This is a genomic window from Pseudomonas sp. Teo4, from assembly GCF_034387475.1.
GTDB lineage: Bacteria > Pseudomonadota > Gammaproteobacteria > Pseudomonadales > Pseudomonadaceae > Aquipseudomonas.
Genome location: NZ_JAXCIL010000001.1, coordinates 2,735,259 through 2,751,851, shown reverse-complemented (window position 1 = coordinate 2,751,851; position 16,593 = coordinate 2,735,259). Strand labels below are relative to the sequence as shown.

Annotated in this window: 17 protein-coding genes; 8 read left to right on the top strand and 9 right to left on the bottom strand. The window is 63.0% G+C overall.

All coding sequences use genetic code 11. The annotated features are described in order from the left end of the window. Positions 1-50: 50 nt before the first annotated feature. On the bottom strand, positions 51-476 hold the full coding sequence (locus tag PspTeo4_RS12350; protein WP_322364048.1) for a hypothetical protein: 426 nt from the start codon (positions 474-476) through the stop codon (positions 51-53). Between the two features lie 244 nt (positions 477-720). On the opposite strand from PspTeo4_RS12350, the gene PspTeo4_RS12345 reads away from it, so the two are divergent. Then, entirely contained in the window at positions 721-1,023 is a 303-nt protein-coding gene (locus PspTeo4_RS12345) for a hypothetical protein (RefSeq protein ID WP_322364047.1), read from the top strand. Between the two features lie 3 nt (positions 1,024-1,026). On the opposite strand, the gene PspTeo4_RS12340 is transcribed toward PspTeo4_RS12345, so the two are convergent. Beyond that, positions 1,027-2,277 carry an aspartate aminotransferase family protein gene (locus PspTeo4_RS12340; RefSeq protein WP_322364046.1) on the bottom strand — a complete coding sequence of 417 codons (1,251 nt, stop codon included), beginning with the start codon at positions 2,275-2,277 and terminating at the stop codon, positions 1,027-1,029. A 210-nt stretch (positions 2,278-2,487) separates the two neighbouring features. Beyond that, the gene (gcvA, locus tag PspTeo4_RS12335; protein WP_322364045.1) at positions 2,488-3,384 is read right to left on the bottom strand and encodes a transcriptional regulator GcvA; all 897 of its coding nucleotides are present in this window, start codon (positions 3,382-3,384) and stop codon (positions 2,488-2,490) included. 255 nt (positions 3,385-3,639) lie between these two features. Here gcvA and PspTeo4_RS12330 point away from each other — a divergent pair, with 255 nt between their 5' ends. From PspTeo4_RS12330 to PspTeo4_RS12310, 5 genes are all read left to right on the top strand, one after another. Continuing rightward, positions 3,640-5,022, top strand: a complete 1,383-nt coding sequence (locus PspTeo4_RS12330; protein WP_322364044.1) for an amino acid permease — start codon at positions 3,640-3,642, stop codon at positions 5,020-5,022. A gap of 115 nt (positions 5,023-5,137) precedes the next feature. Beyond that, positions 5,138-5,635, top strand: a complete 498-nt coding sequence (locus PspTeo4_RS12325) for a PaaI family thioesterase (protein WP_322364043.1) — start codon at positions 5,138-5,140, stop codon at positions 5,633-5,635. Positions 5,636-5,917: 282 nt separating this feature from the next. Next, positions 5,918-6,313 carry a DUF4398 domain-containing protein gene (locus tag PspTeo4_RS12320; protein WP_322364042.1) on the top strand — a complete coding sequence of 132 codons (396 nt, stop codon included), beginning with the start codon at positions 5,918-5,920 and terminating at the stop codon, positions 6,311-6,313. An 11-nt stretch (positions 6,314-6,324) separates the two neighbouring features. Then, positions 6,325-7,098: an OmpA family protein gene (locus tag PspTeo4_RS12315; protein ID WP_322364041.1), complete on the top strand. Its 774-nt coding sequence runs from the start codon at positions 6,325-6,327 to the stop codon at positions 7,096-7,098. A gap of 97 nt (positions 7,099-7,195) precedes the next feature. After that, positions 7,196-7,891, top strand: a complete 696-nt coding sequence (locus tag PspTeo4_RS12310) for a glutathione S-transferase N-terminal domain-containing protein (RefSeq protein WP_322364040.1) — start codon at positions 7,196-7,198, stop codon at positions 7,889-7,891. A gap of 5 nt (positions 7,892-7,896) precedes the next feature. Here PspTeo4_RS12310 and PspTeo4_RS12305 read toward each other — a convergent pair whose 3' ends face one another. Beyond that, entirely contained in the window at positions 7,897-9,513 is a 1,617-nt protein-coding gene (locus tag PspTeo4_RS12305) for an inorganic phosphate transporter (RefSeq protein ID WP_322364039.1), read from the bottom strand. Between the two features lie 128 nt (positions 9,514-9,641). Here PspTeo4_RS12305 and PspTeo4_RS12300 point away from each other — a divergent pair, with 128 nt between their 5' ends. Continuing rightward, positions 9,642-10,028 carry a DUF488 domain-containing protein gene (locus PspTeo4_RS12300; protein ID WP_322364038.1) on the top strand — a complete coding sequence of 129 codons (387 nt, stop codon included), beginning with the start codon at positions 9,642-9,644 and terminating at the stop codon, positions 10,026-10,028. Positions 10,029-10,047: 19 nt separating this feature from the next. Further along, positions 10,048-10,473 (top strand): GNAT family N-acetyltransferase, encoded by a 426-nt coding sequence (locus tag PspTeo4_RS12295; RefSeq protein WP_322364037.1) that lies wholly within the window; start codon positions 10,048-10,050, stop codon positions 10,471-10,473. A 356-nt stretch (positions 10,474-10,829) separates the two neighbouring features. Here the strand turns inward: PspTeo4_RS12295 and PspTeo4_RS12290 are convergent, their stop codons facing one another. The 5 genes from PspTeo4_RS12290 to PspTeo4_RS12270 are packed head-to-tail and all read right to left on the bottom strand — an operon-like array spanning position 10,830 to position 16,593. Next, entirely contained in the window at positions 10,830-12,281 is a 1,452-nt protein-coding gene (locus PspTeo4_RS12290) for a right-handed parallel beta-helix repeat-containing protein (RefSeq protein WP_322364036.1), read from the bottom strand. A 2-nt stretch (positions 12,282-12,283) separates the two neighbouring features. Next, the gene (locus PspTeo4_RS12285; RefSeq protein WP_322364035.1) at positions 12,284-13,408 is read right to left on the bottom strand and encodes a polysaccharide lyase; all 1,125 of its coding nucleotides are present in this window, start codon (positions 13,406-13,408) and stop codon (positions 12,284-12,286) included. After that, complete coding sequence (locus PspTeo4_RS12280) at positions 13,399-14,814, bottom strand: alginate O-acetyltransferase AlgX-related protein (RefSeq protein ID WP_322364034.1); 1,416 nt, start codon at positions 14,812-14,814, stop codon at positions 13,399-13,401. The genes PspTeo4_RS12285 and PspTeo4_RS12280 overlap by 10 nt, the downstream gene beginning before the upstream one ends. A 27-nt stretch (positions 14,815-14,841) precedes the next feature. Continuing rightward, complete coding sequence (locus PspTeo4_RS12275) at positions 14,842-15,480, bottom strand: alginate O-acetyltransferase AlgF (protein WP_322364033.1); 639 nt, start codon at positions 15,478-15,480, stop codon at positions 14,842-14,844. A gap of 18 nt (positions 15,481-15,498) precedes the next feature. Then, the gene (locus PspTeo4_RS12270) at positions 15,499-16,593 is read right to left on the bottom strand and encodes an alginate O-acetyltransferase (protein ID WP_322364032.1); all 1,095 of its coding nucleotides are present in this window, start codon (positions 16,591-16,593) and stop codon (positions 15,499-15,501) included.

The window sequence follows — 16,593 nt, the reverse complement described above, 5'->3', positions numbered from 1 at the left end:
GATTCTCCCAAGGTAGCAGACCGGAAGAATCCTGCTTTACCGCCGGGCCGTCAGTCGGCCTGGGCTTGCAGCATCCACTGGCCATCCACTTCACGGGCCAGGCCGCTGGCAGGCAGCAGGGCCAGCAGGCGTTCGTGCAGGCTTGGCTCGGTGAAGGTCTTGAGCGTGGTCAGGTCCAGCACACCGATTGGGGTCAGGTCGGCCTTGGTGTAGGACAACCAGGCCTTTTTCAGCACTTGCAGCACGTCACTGCCAGCGGTGCTGGCGAAGCGGCGGTGCAGTTGACGGCCTTCGAGGGTGAAGGTGTGCGCGTGGCTGTAGGTGCTCGGGTCGCTACCCTCGGCGCAGCGGTAGCAGCGGCACGGGCCTTCGCCGAAGGCATTGCGCAGGTAGTTGTTGAAGTCCACGACGGGCTTGAGGGTCAGGCGTTTGTCGACCTCGAACAGGTCGGCGATCAGGGGTTGTTCGGCGCTCACGCTAAATCCTCGTGTGGTGTGGCGTGTATCGGCGGGCACCCTAACAGATCAGGGCAGTCAGATCACCTTTTGCAGGCCCGGCCTCATCGCCGGCAAGCCGGCTCCCACAGGTACGGCAGTGATCTCAAAATCTGCGCAGCCCATGTGGGAGCCGGCTTGCCGGCGATAAGGCCAGTAGAGACAACCGGTAACGGCTGCCGTACTCTACGCGCCTGCCTACATCCATCAACCGAGGTAACCCCGCTTGAGCAACAAGTACCCGTACACCGCCACCATCACCATCAGCGCCGAAGATCGCGGAGGCGATGTCGAGGCATCGGAAAACGCCAACATGCGTGTTGGCCTTGAGGCAGTGACCGAAACGCTGAAGAAGGTGCATTTCGTCGGTACGCTCGCGGCACCGGAAAAATCGGCCACGCACATTTGCGTGACCCTGGAAAACGGCCTGACCTACTACGGCCCGATCGTCAACGGCCATGCCGAACTCGAAGGCGGCTGGATTGCCTTCGAATCCGACATGTTGACGCCTGCTGAACTGGGCCTGTAAGCCTCAGCCCAGTTCCGCCAGGCACTGCTCGAGGATATCCAGCCCTTCCTCGAGCACGTCGGCCTCGATGGTCAGCGGTGCCAGCAGGCGGATGATGTGCCGCGCTTTGCCGCTGGGCATCAGCAGCAGGCCTTTGGCCCGTGCTGCTTCCATGACCTTCGCCAGTTGGGCTGGTGCCGGGCTGCCATCGCTGTTAACGAATTCGATCCCACGCATCGCGCCCACGCCGGTCAGTCGGCCGATGTACGCACTCAAGCCTGTGGCCTTCCACTGTTCAAAGCGGCGGACGATAGCTTGTTCCTGCCGCTCGCCCCAGGTGGCGACATTTTCGTCGGTCATCTGCTCCAGACTGGCCAGTGCCGCCGCGCAGGCGATCGGGTTGCCGGAGTAGGTACCGCCCAGGCCACCCTTGGGCAAGGCCGCCATCAGTTCCTGACGCCCGACCACCGCGCCCAGTGGCATGCCGCCGGCGATGCTCTTGGCCAGCAGCAACAGGTCTGGCTCTATCCCCAAGCGTGGGAAGGCGAAGCGCTGGCCGGTGCGGCCAAAGCCTGACTGAATCTCGTCGATGATGATCAGAATCCCCCGTTCGTCGCAGAACCTGCGCAGGGCCTGGGCGAATGCAGGGTCTAGGGCGAGGAAGCCGCCTTCGCCCTGAACCGGTTCGAATATGAATGCCGCCACGTCTTCCACCGCCAGTTCGACACTGAACAGGCGGTCCATGGCCTTGAGTGCCTGCTCACAGGTGACGCCGGTGTCGGCGCTGGGGTAGGGCAGGTGATAGACCGGGCCAGGCAACTCGCCCACCCGTTGCTTGTACGGGGCGACTTTACCGTTGAGGTTCAGGGTTGCCAGGGTGCGGCCGTGGAAGCCGCCGTCGAAGGCGATGACGGCGCGTTTGCCGGTTGCGCCACGGGCAACCTTGAGGGCGTTTTCGGCAGCCTCCGCACCGCTGTTGGTGAGCATGCCGGCCAAGGGGTAGCTGACCGGCACGAACTGGCTCAGGCGCTCCATCAGGCCCAGGTACGGGCCATGGGGCGCGGCGTTGAACGCGTAGTGGGTGAGGCGTGTGGCCTGGTCCTGGATCGCCTTGACCACTGCCGGGTTGCAATGGCCCAGGTTGAGCACGCCGATACCGCCGACGAAGTCGATATAACGTTTGCCGTCAGTGTCCCAAACTTCGGCATTGCGGCCATGGGAAAGTGTGATCGGGTGAACGATGGCAATGGATTGGCTGATACTTTCCTGATGCATGGGCACGCAAACCTTTGTTCGAGTTTCTTATTATCCAAGCGTGCAAAGGTATTATTCCGCAAACGAATTATTGGATTGCGGTCATTCCTCAGATTCATGAATTGGCCCTTTCGCGGGTAAACCCGCTCCCACAGGTTCACCGTTGGATTCAGGCTCTGTGCAGTACCTGTGGGAGCGGGTTTACCCGCGAAAGGGCCGGCACTGGCACCCTCAATCCCCTTGCGCCACTCGCTCACGAATCCACTGCACGAAGGCCCTGATCTTGGGCACCTCCGCAGCATGCTCGGCATGGGCGATGAAGTGTCGGCCATTGCTCGGCACCGGGTGGTCCCAGGCCACCACCAGCTTGCCTTCACCCAGTTCCTCGGCCACCAGATACCTGGGAATCAGGGCAATGCCACAGCCAGCGATGGCGGCCCGGATACACAGGTAGAACGTGTCGAAGCGCGGCCCGTGGTAGCTGTTCTGGCTGTGCAGCCCAAGCCCCAGAAACCACTCGTGCCAAGCCTCCGGGCGCGATGCGCACTGCAGCAGGCGGTGCTCGGTCAACGCCTCGGCGCTGTCGAAGCGGTGCCTTTCCAGCAATTGCGGTGCGCACACCGGCACCACTTCCTCGCTGAACAGTTCGATGCAGGTTGCGCCCGGCCAGGTGCCTTGGCCGAAGAAGAACGCAATGTCGGCCTTGGCCTGCACCAGGTCGAAAGGTTCCAGTTCGTTGCGGATGTCCAGGTGGATGCGCGGGTAGCGGTCACCGAAGCCCTTGAGCCTGGGCACCAGCCAACGGGCACCGAAGGTCGGCTGGGTGGCGATGCGCAGCACTTCGGTCTCGTCGCCGTAGCTGAGGATGTAACGGCTGGAGATGTCGATCTGGGTGAGGATCTTGTTCACTTCGGTGAGGTACAGCGCGCCGGCCGGGGTCAGGTGCAGGCGTCGGCGAATGCGCTGGAACAGCGAATGCGAAAGCATGTCCTCGAGCTGCGCCACCTGCTTGCTGACGGCGCTCTGGGTCAGGTGCAGTTCCTGCGCCGCACGGGTGAAGCTCAGGTGCCGGGCAGCCGCTTCAAAGCACTGCAAGGCGGTGGTGGAGGGCATCAGGCGTTTGGACATGGCGGGCGCATACCGAGCAAAAAAGTGAGGAGTTCATTCCAAAGTGGAATCATGTGCTTCAAAAAGGTCGTTTGTTGACCCACGCCTATAGATTAATACTGACCTGGATCAACGATTACAACCGGTCGTGCGAAGAGGAGGGAAATACCCGCTACCGGCGTCTTCACAACAAGAAAAACAGCACTACGGACTTACAAGAATTCTGCTCCAACTTTCAGCCGTCCCTGCGGCGGCCGACCCATTCGAGGGTTCTCCATGGCTTCGCTACACAACAACAAACAGCGTTCCTTGCAGCACGGCCTGACTTCCCGTCAGGTGTCCATGATTTCCATTGCCGGCATCATCGGCGCTGGCCTGTTCATCGGTTCCTCCAACGCCATCGCCACCGCTGGCCCGGCGATTCTCATCTCCTACGCCATGACCGGCCTGCTGGTACTGCTGGTGATGCGCATGTTGGGCGAAATGGCCATCGCCAACCCCAACAGCGGCTCGTTCTCCACCTACGCCTCCGAGGCCATCGGCCCTTGGGCGGGCTTCACCATCGGCTGGTTGTACTGGTGGTTCTGGGTGCTGATCATCCCGGTCGAGGCCATCGCCGGTGCGGATATTCTCCACGCCTACTTCCCGGCCGTGCCGTCATGGTTGTTCGCGTTCCTGATCATGGTCGTGCTGTCGGGCACCAACCTGATCAGCGTGAAGAACTTCGGTGCCTTCGAATACTGGTTCGCGCTGGTCAAGGTGCTTGCCATCATTGCCTTCATCGTGGTCTGCAGCCTGGCGGTGTTCGGCTTCTGGCCGTTGGCCGAGGTGTCTGGTGTGAGCCGGTTGTGGGACAACGGCGGCTTCATGCCCAACGGCTTCGGCACCGTGCTCGGTGGTGTGCTGATCACCATCTTCTCGTTCTTCGGTGCCGAGATCGTCACCATTGCTGCTGACGAGACGGCCAACCCGAAAGACAAGATCCGCCGCGCCACCAACCTGGTGGTGTACCGCATCGCGATCTTCTACCTGGCGTCGATCTTCCTGGTGGTGTCGCTGGTGGCATGGAACGACCCGGCCCTGAAAGCGGTGGGCTCGTTCCAGCGCGTGCTGGAAGTGCTCAACGTGCCCGGCGCCAAGTTGCTGGTCGACCTGGTGGTGTTGGTGGCCGTGACCAGCTGCATGAACTCTGGCCTCTACACCGCGTCGCGGATGCTGTACTCCCTGGGTGCCCGTGGCCAGGCGCTGAGCATGACCAAACGTATCTCCGGCGCTGGCGTGCCGACCGTGGCGGTCATCCTCTCGACCTTGGCGGGCTTCGCTGGTTGCTTCGTCAACTATGTGTTCCCCGGCAAGGTGTTCGGTTTCCTGTTGTCCACCACGGGCGCCATCGCCTTGCTGGTGTACCTGGTGATCGCCGTTTCGCAACTGCGCATGCGTGCCCGTGCCGAACGCGAAGGCCGCCCGCTGGAGCTGAAGATGTGGTTGTTCCCGTGGCTGACCTGGCTGGTGATCGGCACCATCGTCATGGTGCTGGGTTACATGCTGTTCAGTGATGCCTACCGCTACGAGACGCTGATGACAGCTGGGGTGACTCTGTTCATTCTGCTGGTGTCGCTGACCCAGCGTCGCAGCAACGTGGTTGCGCAGACAGCCTGATCGAGCAGTGAATCATCAAGGGGCGCATGGCGCCCCTTTCTCGTTGGCGCTGGCAACGCCCGGCGCTACCATCGGGGCTGACATCCCTTCCCATTCCAACAAGCACAGGAAGCGTATGAACGATCAAGCTCTTTCCCTGCAGATGCTGGCCGCGCCGGACGGCACCTGCTTTGGCTGCGGCTGTTCCCACCCCAGCGGCCTGCACGTGCAAAGCCATTGGGACGCTGATGGCGTTCACCTGGTATGCCGGCATTCGCCCGACAGCACGTTCATCGGCTGGCCCGGCCTGGTCTACGGTGGCCTGCTGGCCATGCTGGTCGACTGCCATTCCAACTGGACCGCCATGGCCTATCACTACCGCGCCGAAGGGCGTGAGCCGGGCAGCTTGCCGCGCATCGACTGCGTCACCGGCACGCTCAACCTCACCTACCTGAAGCCGACGCCAATGGGCGTCGAGTTGTTGCTCAAGGCGCGGGTGGAAGGCGAGGTGGGGCGCAAGAGTCGGGTGATCTGTGAGGTCTGGGCAGGTGAAGTACTAACCGTCACGGCGGACTCGGTGTTCGTGCGCGTCGATACCGAGAAGCTCAAGCTCAAGGCGCATGGCACCCTGTAGGGGTAACGTTCCTCTGGTCTGAACCTACCCTACTGAAAACTCCTACAAGCCCTGTTCAACGACCCTGATAGGGATTCCTTCAACTCTCGGAATAGTCTGGCCGCGCTTCTGCTTCAGGCTTTCCGAGATGTTTATTTCTATTCTCTGCTGGTTGCGAGCGTCGCTTGCTCCATCACGCAGGCTGTGAACATCGCGGATCTCTTCCCCCTGATGCCAACCCCTCCAGGCCACTGCTTGTACGGCGAGCCTGAAGGTTCGTGAACGCATTTTCGGAGATGTTCCATGCGTGCCAGATCCATCCCTACAACGCTCACCCTTGCAAGTTTGTTGCTGGTTCTAGGTGGGTGCTCCAGCGTGATAATTCCCAGCGAACAGGTCGAGTTGACCCGCAACGCGGTCAACCGTGCGGTGTCTGCCGATGCCACCCAGTATGCCCCGGTCGAGATGCGGGCCGCCCAGGACAAGCTCAACACCATGGAACGTGCACTGGGCGAGCTGAACGTCGGCAAGGCGCGTCTGTTGGCCGAGCAATCCGAGGCTGACGCTCGCCTGGCCGAGCGCAAGGCGTTGGCCAGCAAGACGCAGGAACAGCTCGAAGATGCGCGCAAAGGCATCGAGGTACTCAGGCAGGAACTGCTTGAAGCGCCGGACGCCGTACCCACCCAATCTGCCCGCTGAAGGAGCCGATCATGACCAAGATGTACGTTCTGCCAGCCCTTTCGATGTTGGCCGCCCTGATCTCCGGGTGTGGCACCACCCCGGAAAACCCAGCGCTGCTTGAAGCACGGGAGGCCTATACCGTATTGCAAGGCAAACCTGAGGCAAGCCGTCTTGCCGCATTGGAAACCCAGGAAGCCGCCACGGCCCTGGGCAAAGCCGAGCAGGCTTCGCTCAAGAGTCGTACAGGGGACGATGTGGAGCATCTGGCCTACCTGGCCAATCGTCGGATCGAGCTGGCCCAGCAGACCATTCTCTTGCGCCAGGCTCAGGTTGGCCTGCAAAGCATAGAGGCGCAGCGCAACCTTGCGCGCCTGGAGGTGCGTACCGCTCAGCTCAAGGCATTGCAGGCACTCAAGGCCAAGCAGACCGAGCGTGGCATGGTCGTGACCTTTGGCGACGTATTGTTCGATGTCGGCCGCGCCGAGCTGCGCCACGGCAGCCAGCGCAATATCCAGCAACTGGCTCAGTACCTGAAGGACAACCCAGAGCGCAAAGTGCTGGTGGAGGGCTTTACCGACGCCACCGGCAGTGCGGCGTTCAACCAGCAGTTGTCTGAGCAGCGTGCGGCAGCGGTGGCCAACGCCCTGCGCCGCCAGGGCATTGCCGCCGATCGTGTGGTCGTGGCCGGTTATGGCAAGCAATACCCGGTAGCGAGCAATGCCGATGCGCAGTCCCGCCAGCTGAATCGCCGCGTGGAGGTCATCATCTCCCATGCCGACGAGGCGGTCGCGCCCCGTTTCTGAGGGCAAACCCGGCGCGGCCTGCTGCCGCGCCACTTTTTATGGTCAAAGTCCGACGCTGTCCCTAGAGTGTTCACTTCACTGTACCCAGGGACCGACCATGACTGATCTGAGCGCATTTCCCATCACCCATAAATGGCCCGCGCAACACCCCGAGCGGCTGCAGCTGTACTCGTTGCCGACACCCAACGGCGTCAAGGTATCGATCATGCTGGAAGAGATCGGCCTGCCGTACGAGGCGCACAAAGTCAGTTTCGACAGCAACGACCAGCTCACCCCGGCGTTCATCTCCCTGAGCGCCAACAACAAGATTCCTGCGATTCTCGACCCGAACGGCCCCGGCGGCCAGCCGCTGCCGTTGTTCGAATCGGGGGCGATCCTGCAATACCTGGCGGAAAAGAGCGGCCAACTGCTCAGCCACGACCCGGCCACCCGCTACCAGACCTTGCAATGGTTGATGTTCCAGATGGGCGGCATCGGCCCGATGTTCGGCCAGGTGGGGTTCTTCCATTTCTTTGCCGGCAAGGAATACGAAGACAAGCGCCCGCGCGACCGTTACGTCAACGAGTCGAAGCGCCTGCTGGGCGTGCTGGATCGGCACCTGAAAGGGCGGCAGTGGATGGTGGACGATTACAGCATCGCCGATATCGCCATTTTCCCTTGGGTACGCAACCTGGTGGAGCGTTACAACGCACGCGAGTTGATTGGTTTCGATGACTTCAAGGAAGTGCAGCGCGTGCTGGCCGTCTTCCTGGAACGGCCAGCCGTGCAGCGTGGTTTGAAGATTCCGGCCTGAGCGACCTAGAAGACCTGGTTCAGCAACCAGTACAGCGACCCTGCCAGCACCATGGCTGCCGGCAGGGTCAGCACCCAGGCCATCAGCAGGTTTATCAGGGTGCGTTTCTGGATGCCTGAGCCATTGGCGACCATGGTGCCGGCCACACCCGAACTCAGCACATGGGTGGTCGAAACCGGCAGCCCGAACATGTCCGCCGCGCCTATCGTGCACATCGCAACCACTTCCGCCGAGGCGCCCTGGGCATAGCTCAGGTGGGTCTTGCCGATCTTCTCGCCCACCGTCACCACGATTCGCCGCCAGCCCACCATGGTGCCCAAACCCAGAGCGATGGCGACGGCCACCTTGACCCACAGCGGGATGTAGCGGGTGGCATCGTCCAGTTGGGTCTTGAACAGCTGCACATGGCTGCGGGTGTCGTCATCGAACGCTGCCAGCTGGTGTTTGTCGAGCAGGCGAATGGCTTCGCTGGTCAGGTACATGTCGTTGCGCACGTTGGCCATGGCCTCGGCCGGGACGCGCTTGAGCGAGCCGTAACCTTTGACCTCTGCACCGATCATCCCGGTCAGTTCGGCCAGGGCCGGCACGAGTTGTGGGTTGGCCTTGGGTTCGGCGATGAAGGCGGTCAGTACCTGGCGCGGGTCGGCGGGTGCAGGTCGCGGGTCGCTGCTCACCAATGCCTGACGGGTCACCTCTGCAATGGCGGAAAACTGCAGGGCCTGTTCGCTGGGCATGGTCTTGTTCAGGGCATAGGCCATAGGCAGTGTGCCGACCAGAATCAGCATGATCAGCCCCATGCCTTTCTGGCCGTCGTTGGAGCCGTGGGCGAAGGACACCCCAGTGCAGGTCAGGATCAGCACCCCGCGAATCCACCATGGCGGTGGTGTCTTGCCCTCGGGTGCCTGGTAGAGCTCACGTCGTTTGACCAGTGCCCGCAAGGCGAGCAACAACAGCGCTGCGCAGGCGAAGCCGATCAGAGGGGAGAAGAGCAGGGCGTAGCCGACCTTGCTGGCCTGGGACCAGTCCACTCCGCTGGTGCCGTCACGCCCGTGCATCAGCGCATTGGCCACGCCCACGCCGATGATCGAGCCAATCAAGGTGTGTGAGGACGACGCGGGCAAACCCAGCCACCAGGTGCCGAGGTTCCAGATGATCGCCGCGAGCAACAAAGCGAACACCATGGCGAAGCCCGCCGACGAGCCCACCTGCAGAATCAGCTCCACCGGTAACAACGCGATGATGCCGAATGCCACCGCGCCGCTGGAAAGCAGCACGCCGAGGAAGTTGCACAGCCCGGACCAGACCACCGCTACGGGCGCTGGCAACGAGTGGGTGTAGATCACTGTCGCCACGGCATTGGCGGTGTCGTGGAAACCGTTGACGAATTCGAAGCCCAGGGCGATCAACAACGCCAGGCCCAACAACAGAAAGGGGGTAACCGTGGTGATGACCGTGCCGCTGGCGCTGACGTCTTGCTTGAGGCTCCAGGCGGTGTAGGCGATACCGGCCAGCAGCAGGCCGAAAAACAGGGTAAGGGTGGCGCGCCCGGGTTTGTGCGACAGTTGCGGGCGTGAGTCAGGTTGGGCCAGCCGCTGCTGGCTGGCCAGTGACGGGGTTGCCATGATGGCTCCGAATGGCTTCGGGCGAAGTTGCCGTGGCCACTGAGGATAGAAACAATCCGTGACCACACCGTGACCTCGGTCAATGAATTCACTAGGCTCAAGACGAACGGTCAATGCAGGAGAACCCCATGATTCGCTGCAAGCGCGTCTACGACGAGGTTGAGGCGCAAGATGGCCAGCGCGTGTTGGTCGACCGCCTGTGGCCGCGCAACAAACGCAAGGATGACCTCCAGGCCAGCTGGTTGCGTGAGGTGGCACCCTCGGATGAACTGCGCAAGGCATTCCACCAGGGCGAGCTGGATTTTGCCGGTTTCACCCAGCGCTACCAGCAGGAGTTGGCGGCGCATCCTGAACATTGGTACCCGCTGCTGGACCTGGCGGCCAAAGGCAACCTCACGTTGCTGTACGCCGGCAAGAACACGGCGCAGAACAATGCCCAGGTGTTGGCTCAATGGCTTGAGGATGAGCTTGAACGACGTGGGCCGGGCAGTTCCCCCGTGTGCTATGCCCCTTGAAACGCGCAGAATAAAAGCCATGAAACTCGTACCCGCTACCGATGCACACTGCACCTTCGCCCGCGACCTGACCCGTCGGGCCATGCTCCCCTATTACCGCGAATTCGACCTGCTGTGGATTGAAGAAGCCTTCGACGAAGCCTGGGGCTGGCGCGAGCAATGGCTGGTGGTCGAAGGGGAACAGGTGCTGGGTTTCTGCAGCCTGAGCCAGGACCGTCAGGCGCTGTTCATTCGTGAGCTGCACCTGTTGCCCGAGTACCGGGGGCGGGGTGTCGGCGGTGAAGTGCTGGAGGAATTGGCCGAATGGGCGGCGCGGCGGCGACTGCCGTTGTTGCGGTTGATGGTGTTCAAGAGCAACCCGGCGCGGCAGTTGTATTTGCGCCATGGGTTTGTCGAGATGGGGGAGGATGAGTGTTTTGTGCGGATGCAGCGTGAAGTGGGGTGAGGCCGGTAAGGTCACCTAGAAAGGCCTTCCTGGAATTCGGAACAGAGGGCCTGACTTGAGTATTGAGGTGATGCGTAAATCGAGCGCCGCCCGCGCGGCGCATCGCGAGCAAGGCTCGCTCCTACGTTTGTTTACGGCCAATATCGCCTGTGGCAGACGCGCGCGACCGCCTTGTTTTCACGACGCGATATGGAGTCGTGCGCCAAAGCGTTCGCGCGCATTTCCCGCAGGAATCATTGGCCCGAAACAAACGTAGGAGCGAGCCTTGCTCGCGATGCGCCGCGCGGGCGGCGCTCGATCTGACAGGCGCTGCACTGCTCGCGCCAAGCATCCAACAGCCCCGACGCCATTCCCAATCACTGCCGCACCCGAACCGTCCCGCCCTGGCGAACCGTCGCCTCCAGCAATTGTCCCTGCAACGGCAGCAAGTCACCAATCAGCAAGTTCTGCAGCAGTGGCTTGCCATCATAGGTATTGCCCCCCAACACCACATCCCGCACCCCCTCGACCCGCACCAGTGCCTTGCCGACCTGGCCCAGGCGATTGCCGCTGACCAGCAACGGCCCGGGCAGTGGCGTTGCATTGCGCAGGCTGATGGCATATTCCGGCGTGTTGCCGATACGGTTGTCGAGCAGTGCCACACCACTGACTTCGCTGGCATCCACGGCAGTGCCCTGGCTGCTGGCGAGCAGGTTGTCGTCGATCACCAGCGGTGCGGTGGCGGTGGGGGCGAGGTTACGCAGTTGGATGCCATTGCCGCGGCTGTCGCCCATGCGGTTGCCGGCCAGCAGCACCGGGCCTTGTTGTTCACTGACTTCGATGGCCGCTTTTGCCGTACCGAGAATCAGGTTGCCCTCGACCCGGGCCTGGGTTTGACCACGCAGGCGCAGGCCACTGTTGTTGTCGACGCCGCGCACCTGGTTGCCTTGCAGGTTCAGCTGGCTGTCGCGCACGTCGATGGCGTATTGCTGGGACTGCTCGAACTGGCTGCCGGTGATGGTCGCCTGGCTGTGCTGCAGCTCCACCGCGCTGGACATATCGCTGAACTGACTGTCCTTGATCACTACAGTGGCCCGCCGGGTCGAGGCAGCTTGTTGCGGGCTGAGGGCGGTGGTCAGCCCGCGGGACAGGTTGGCGTTGTAGCCCAGGCGCTTGAGGGTGGAATGCAGCACCTGGGTGTGGCTGCCGGCCCAGGCCACCACGAACGGCCGCCAGGCGCGGTCGGTGTTGCCCGGCTGGTCGCCGGCCATGCTCTCCAGGTTCGACTGGTTCAGCCCCAGCCAGCCCTGGTTGATCAATGCCGTGCCCGAGAAACTGGACAGGTACAGGCTGGTGCCCTCCAGCACCAGGCCTGCATCCGGGCCGATCAGCAGGGGATAGCTGAGCAGGTAGCCGTCTTTGTAACGCTTGAGCACGCGGGGGTCGTTGAGCGCATCGTGCAGCTGCGCGAGGGTGATGCTGCCGCTGCGCAGCGTCACCACCTGCGGGTGGCGTGACTGATAACCGGCGATGGCGCGGAACAGGCCATTGTTTACGAAGGGCTCGAACGGCCAACTGCCGGCCTGGGACGAGAACATCGGTTGCAGGCTCACACTTGCGCGGCCACCGGGGCGTTGCCGCTCGGTCTGGTTGAAAGCTACCGCCTGGCGCACCTGCTGGCGCAGCTGGTCGACCTTGTGCTGGTGCTCTTGCTGCGAAAGCGTATCCACCGCCTGGTTGGTGGGCAGCGACTGGCTGGCCGCCTGGGCGTTACCCGCCAGGCACAGTGCCGCCAGGCAAGTCAGGGAAAAGCGTTTGAGGCGAGCCATGGTCAGGTCCTTGATCCGGGCAGTGGGGGGTAGAACGGTTTGAGTGGGCCGCCAAGCTGGCTGTAGTTGTCGACCTCGCCGTCTTCGCTGTCGTACAGCTTGCGCGCCAGGACGTGGCCTGGGTTGCGCTGCAGGAAGGGGATCAGCCAGGCCAGCTTGTAAGGCGCCACGTCTTGTTGCGACTGGCCTTTGAGCTCTGGCAGGGCGTCCGGGTCGAGTACGCTGCGGGCGGCGAAATTGGCCAGCAGGTCGAGGGTCTGCTGGTCGCCGTCGCTCCATGGCAGGCCATTGGCCCGCGCCGACTCGGCCAGCAGCACCAGCGGCACCAGAGCGTACTGGCTGTAGCTGGCGGCCAGTTTGGCGCGCGCCACTTCCAGCGGCAGGTAGGCATAGCTGCCGTCGCTGCTGCGCACCGCCTGGGCCAGGCCACGGCGCAGGTTGCCGTCGGCCCACCGGATGAAGTCGTCGCGCCCCACCAGCATGCCGGTGGCGGCCACGGCCCAGGCGGCCCAGTAGTCGTGGTTGTTGAAGTACACGCCGGGGGCGTCGCGACGAGGGTCGTACTCGCGCATCACCAGTTCGCCGAGCCGAGTGAACCAGGCTTTCTGGGTGTCGTTGAGCAGCAGCTTGCCGTCGCTGGCCGATTGGGTCAGCAGCACGGCGCCGGCCATGGCAGCCAGTGCCCACTTGCGGGCGGCCATGCCGGTGCTGCTGGCATCGGGGTTGAGCAGGGCTCCGGCTTGCGCCCAGTGCTGCAGCCACTGGTCCTGGCAGGCCAGGGCCATGTTGGCGTCCTGCGGCTTCTTGGCACGCTGGAAGCGCTTGCTGGCGTAGATCAACCCGCCGACGAACTGCTTGACCTGCTTGCCGATGCGTTCGCTGTCCGCGTCGGGGCTGCTGCGCAGGGTCGACTTGCTGGCGTCGCGCTGGTCGTACTTGCTTTGCAACTGCAGGGAGCCGGTGTAGGGCGGTGGTGGTTCCTTACTGCAGGCCAGGGTGTGGTAGTCGGCGATCATCGCGGCCTGGGGTGTGGCGTGGGCCGGCCAGATCGATTGGGCGGCCTGTGCTGCCGGGGCGAGCAGGGCAAGGGTGAGCAGAGCGGGGCCGATCAGCGTCGTCACAGGCACAGGCGCGTCTCCACATCAGTGGTTGCAGTACCCGCCTTGGTCGGCTCCATGAACACCGACAGCAGGTTGGCACCGGCAAACTCCTTGGCCTTGCTCAGCTCCAGGTAATACTGCCCACCGCTCACGGCCGCCTCGCGGCGGAACCACACCTTGTCGCGGGCGCCGTTGTCGTAATAGACGATGATGTAGAAGTCCTTGATGTTCTTGTCGCTCAGGCGAATGTCGAGAAACCCGTTCGACCCGCTCAACGACTGGCGCGCACTGCCGGCATTACTCAACAGCTCGATACGCTCGCCAACCTTCAGCGCCGGGCGTTGCAGCTTCGAGCCCAACACCTCCTTCGACGCCGAGCAGCCGCCCTGAACCGCCGGCACCAGCTGGCGATACATCAACGGTGAATCGAGCCGGTAGTTGGCCGGCAATTCCCAGACGATCAGCTTGGGCGGCGCCTTGGGCTTGTAGTCAGTCGACAGCAGGTACTCCAGCAACGAGCCGTCCTCGCCGACACCGGGCAGGGCGTAGTTCAGCACGTCGACGTCCAGGTACTGCTTGAGGTAGCCGTCGAAGTTGAACTGCTTGCTCTCGTCTTCACGGGCGGCGGCGTTACTGTCGCCCACCAGGATCACCTCCGGGTCCGGCGCTTCGTCGAACAGTGCATCGGCGCCGTTGTCCGCCGGGATGGTCTGGAAACCACGCACGTACTGGAAACCATAGTTGTTGCCGCAGATGTAGCTCAGGGCCAGGTTCAAGGTGCCGTCCTTGGGCACCATCACACCTGGCTCGGTGCGGTACTGCTTTTTGGTCAGTTCGGCATAGAACGGCTGGCGGCGGATTTCTTCGGCCATCAGTTTGGCGGTGGCTTCTGCGCCTGCCGGGGTCCAGTGGTGGTCGCGGCGGAAGAAGTACTCGCCCTGGGGCGGTTGCTGTACCAGCTGCATCATCGGCGCCACCACCGCGCCGCCCTGGCGCAACTGGCCGAGGTAGGCGCTGAGGTTGTTGCTGGCGCGGGCGTAGTCGAAGCCGTGCAATTGGTCGGCCTGCAGTTTGTCCCGGTGCATCAGGCCCCGGGTCGGCTGGATCGCCATGGCCACATGGATGCCCTGGCGCTTGAACGCCTGCATCAGCCGGGCGAACTCCGGGCGCATGGGGGCGGGGATGCCGAAGTCGTTGGTCAGGTCCACGGCCGAGCGGAACAGCCAGCGGTCCTTGCCGGGCACGATTTCGCGCATCAACTTCATGCGCCCCTCGGTATAACGCTGCGGGTCGCTGAGTGCTGGGCAGACCATGCACTGCAGGTTTTCACAGCCAGCCTTGGCGTTTTGCTCAGCGGCCTGCTGGGCAGCCTGGCCTGGCAGGCTCAACAGGGCCAGGGCTGCGCTCAGGGACACGCTTACTAAGGTCTTCATGTGCCAATCATCCTTGCAGCGTGGCTGTCACTCGGTCGGGTCGATGCTGTTGGCCAGGGTCATGCTGCGGTAACCGGTGCCCTGGGGCAGCAGCACGTAGCTGTACGAGCGGCCTTTCTTGAGGAACTGGTCGTCGAACTCGGCCACTTTCTGCTCGGCCACGTAAGCGGCGAAACCGATCTTGATTTCGTTGACCATGCGGCTGCCGGTCTGGCCGTTGGCCAACGGGTCGACCACCACGTGCTTGCCGTCTTCGGTCTTCAGCGCCGCCTGGGCCGGGGTGAGGTTGTAGAAGGCGATCTGCGCCTTTTTCGGTTCGTTCACGTACTTGTCGGCGATCAGCGTCAGTTGCTTGCCGTCGTAGACCACGGTGCTGGCGGCGTTGGCCTTGAGCTGGGGTTCGATGGCCTTGCCGCCGACGGCGATCTTGTGTGCCCCAGCCGGGGTGAAGCGGTAACCACTGAGCTGGCCGGCGGCGACCTTCTGCGGGTTGACCTTGCCGCTAAGGGTGACGTCGATGCTGCTGTCGGACAGGTTCAGCACCCGCACGAATGCGGAGTCGGCCGGCGCCACAGCGTCGTACAGGTCGGCGTTGCCTTCGGCGGCGAAGCTGGCGTGGCTGGCGGCGGCCAGGGCCATGGCGGTAAACAGGTGGGCAAGTTTCATCAGGTTCTCCTTGATTCTTCAGAAATGCTGGGGCTGCGCGCTGCGGCTAAGCGAGCCGGGGCGGTGGGCAAGCACGGTGCGCAGGGGAAACTCCCACACCACCGTCTCGATCTGCGGGCTGGTCAACTGGTCGCTGGCCAGGAACTGGTTCATGGCTTCGAACGGGCCGCGGGCTTCCACGGCAATGCTCAGCAAGTCGCGGTTCAGGGCTTCCTTGAGAAAGCCGATGAAGTTCCAGTCGTCGATCTTGCTGTAGCTGGTACCCACCAACAGCAGGCTCTGGTCTTGCTCGGCGAACAGGTCATCGCTGCTCTGCTGGGCCTTGAGGGTTTCATACAAGGCGATCGGGTTCGGACCGAACTGCGGCGCCAGCCGGGCGTGGTCGAACTGGATGTAGTTCATTAGGTCGCCCTTGATGCTTTTCTCGCCCGCCTTGTGTGATTGGTACACCTGGTCGCCCAACAGCTGCGGCCGTTGCCGGGCAAGTTCGTAAGCCGATAAGCGTGCGCCTTCCGGGCTCCAGTGGGTGTCGGATTTCAAGAACAACTGCGGGCCGTTGAGGTTGGCGAGAAACGCGCTGCGCAGCGGGACCACGTCCAGCTGGCGGCTTTGCAGTTCGCCCACGAAGCGGTCATACAGGCTGGCCACCCTGGGGTCGAAGGCATGCGCGGCGTGGGCGGCATAGACGTCCAGCTTCATCGGCAGTGGCAGCACCACCAATTGTTTGCCGTGCTCGGCCAGCTTCGCCTGCACCTGGGCGATCTGCTCGACCTGGCTGGCCAGGTTGGCGTCCAGGTCATTGGGCACGCGGTATTCCTGGTTGGTGTAGAGCCAGCCATCCTTGCCCAGCACCACGCCCTTGGTGCCTTCGCCGAACAGGTGGAACTGGGCGTCGGCCCACAGCTCCACCGACGGGTCACGCAGGAAGAAACGCTTGTCGTACACCTGCTCGAACTTGCGCAGCAGCTTGCCGTCGACGAACAGGTTCCACACATCGCTCTGGGTGCGGGCAAAGCTGAACACCGGTGGCAACGAATAGACGAACATCGCCCCCAACACCAGCGCAAACAGAATGCCATTGGCCTTGCTGGCCGAATTCATCACCGGGTACAT

Coding starts and splice junctions, on each gene's coding strand:
- PspTeo4_RS12340 (WP_322364046.1), bottom strand. CDS start 2,277: ATGCATCAGGAAAGTATCAGCCAATCCATTGCCATCGTTCACCCGATC.
- gcvA (WP_322364045.1), bottom strand. CDS start 3,384: ATGTCCAAACGCCTGATGCCCTCCACCACCGCCTTGCAGTGCTTTGAA.
- PspTeo4_RS12330 (WP_322364044.1), top strand. CDS start 3,640: ATGGCTTCGCTACACAACAACAAACAGCGTTCCTTGCAGCACGGCCTG.
- PspTeo4_RS12325 (WP_322364043.1), top strand. CDS start 5,138: ATGAACGATCAAGCTCTTTCCCTGCAGATGCTGGCCGCGCCGGACGGC.
- PspTeo4_RS12320 (WP_322364042.1), top strand. CDS start 5,918: ATGCGTGCCAGATCCATCCCTACAACGCTCACCCTTGCAAGTTTGTTG.
- PspTeo4_RS12315 (WP_322364041.1), top strand. CDS start 6,325: ATGACCAAGATGTACGTTCTGCCAGCCCTTTCGATGTTGGCCGCCCTG.
- PspTeo4_RS12310 (WP_322364040.1), top strand. CDS start 7,196: ATGACTGATCTGAGCGCATTTCCCATCACCCATAAATGGCCCGCGCAA.
- PspTeo4_RS12305 (WP_322364039.1), bottom strand. CDS start 9,513: ATGGCAACCCCGTCACTGGCCAGCCAGCAGCGGCTGGCCCAACCTGAC.
- PspTeo4_RS12300 (WP_322364038.1), top strand. CDS start 9,642: ATGATTCGCTGCAAGCGCGTCTACGACGAGGTTGAGGCGCAAGATGGC.
- PspTeo4_RS12295 (WP_322364037.1), top strand. CDS start 10,048: ATGAAACTCGTACCCGCTACCGATGCACACTGCACCTTCGCCCGCGAC.
- PspTeo4_RS12290 (WP_322364036.1), bottom strand. CDS start 12,281: ATGGCTCGCCTCAAACGCTTTTCCCTGACTTGCCTGGCGGCACTGTGC.
- PspTeo4_RS12280 (WP_322364034.1), bottom strand. CDS start 14,814: ATGAAGACCTTAGTAAGCGTGTCCCTGAGCGCAGCCCTGGCCCTGTTG.
- PspTeo4_RS12275 (WP_322364033.1), bottom strand. CDS start 15,480: ATGAAACTTGCCCACCTGTTTACCGCCATGGCCCTGGCCGCCGCCAGC.
- PspTeo4_RS12270 (WP_322364032.1), bottom strand. CDS start 16,593: ATGTACCCGGTGATGAATTCGGCCAGCAAGGCCAATGGCATTCTGTTT.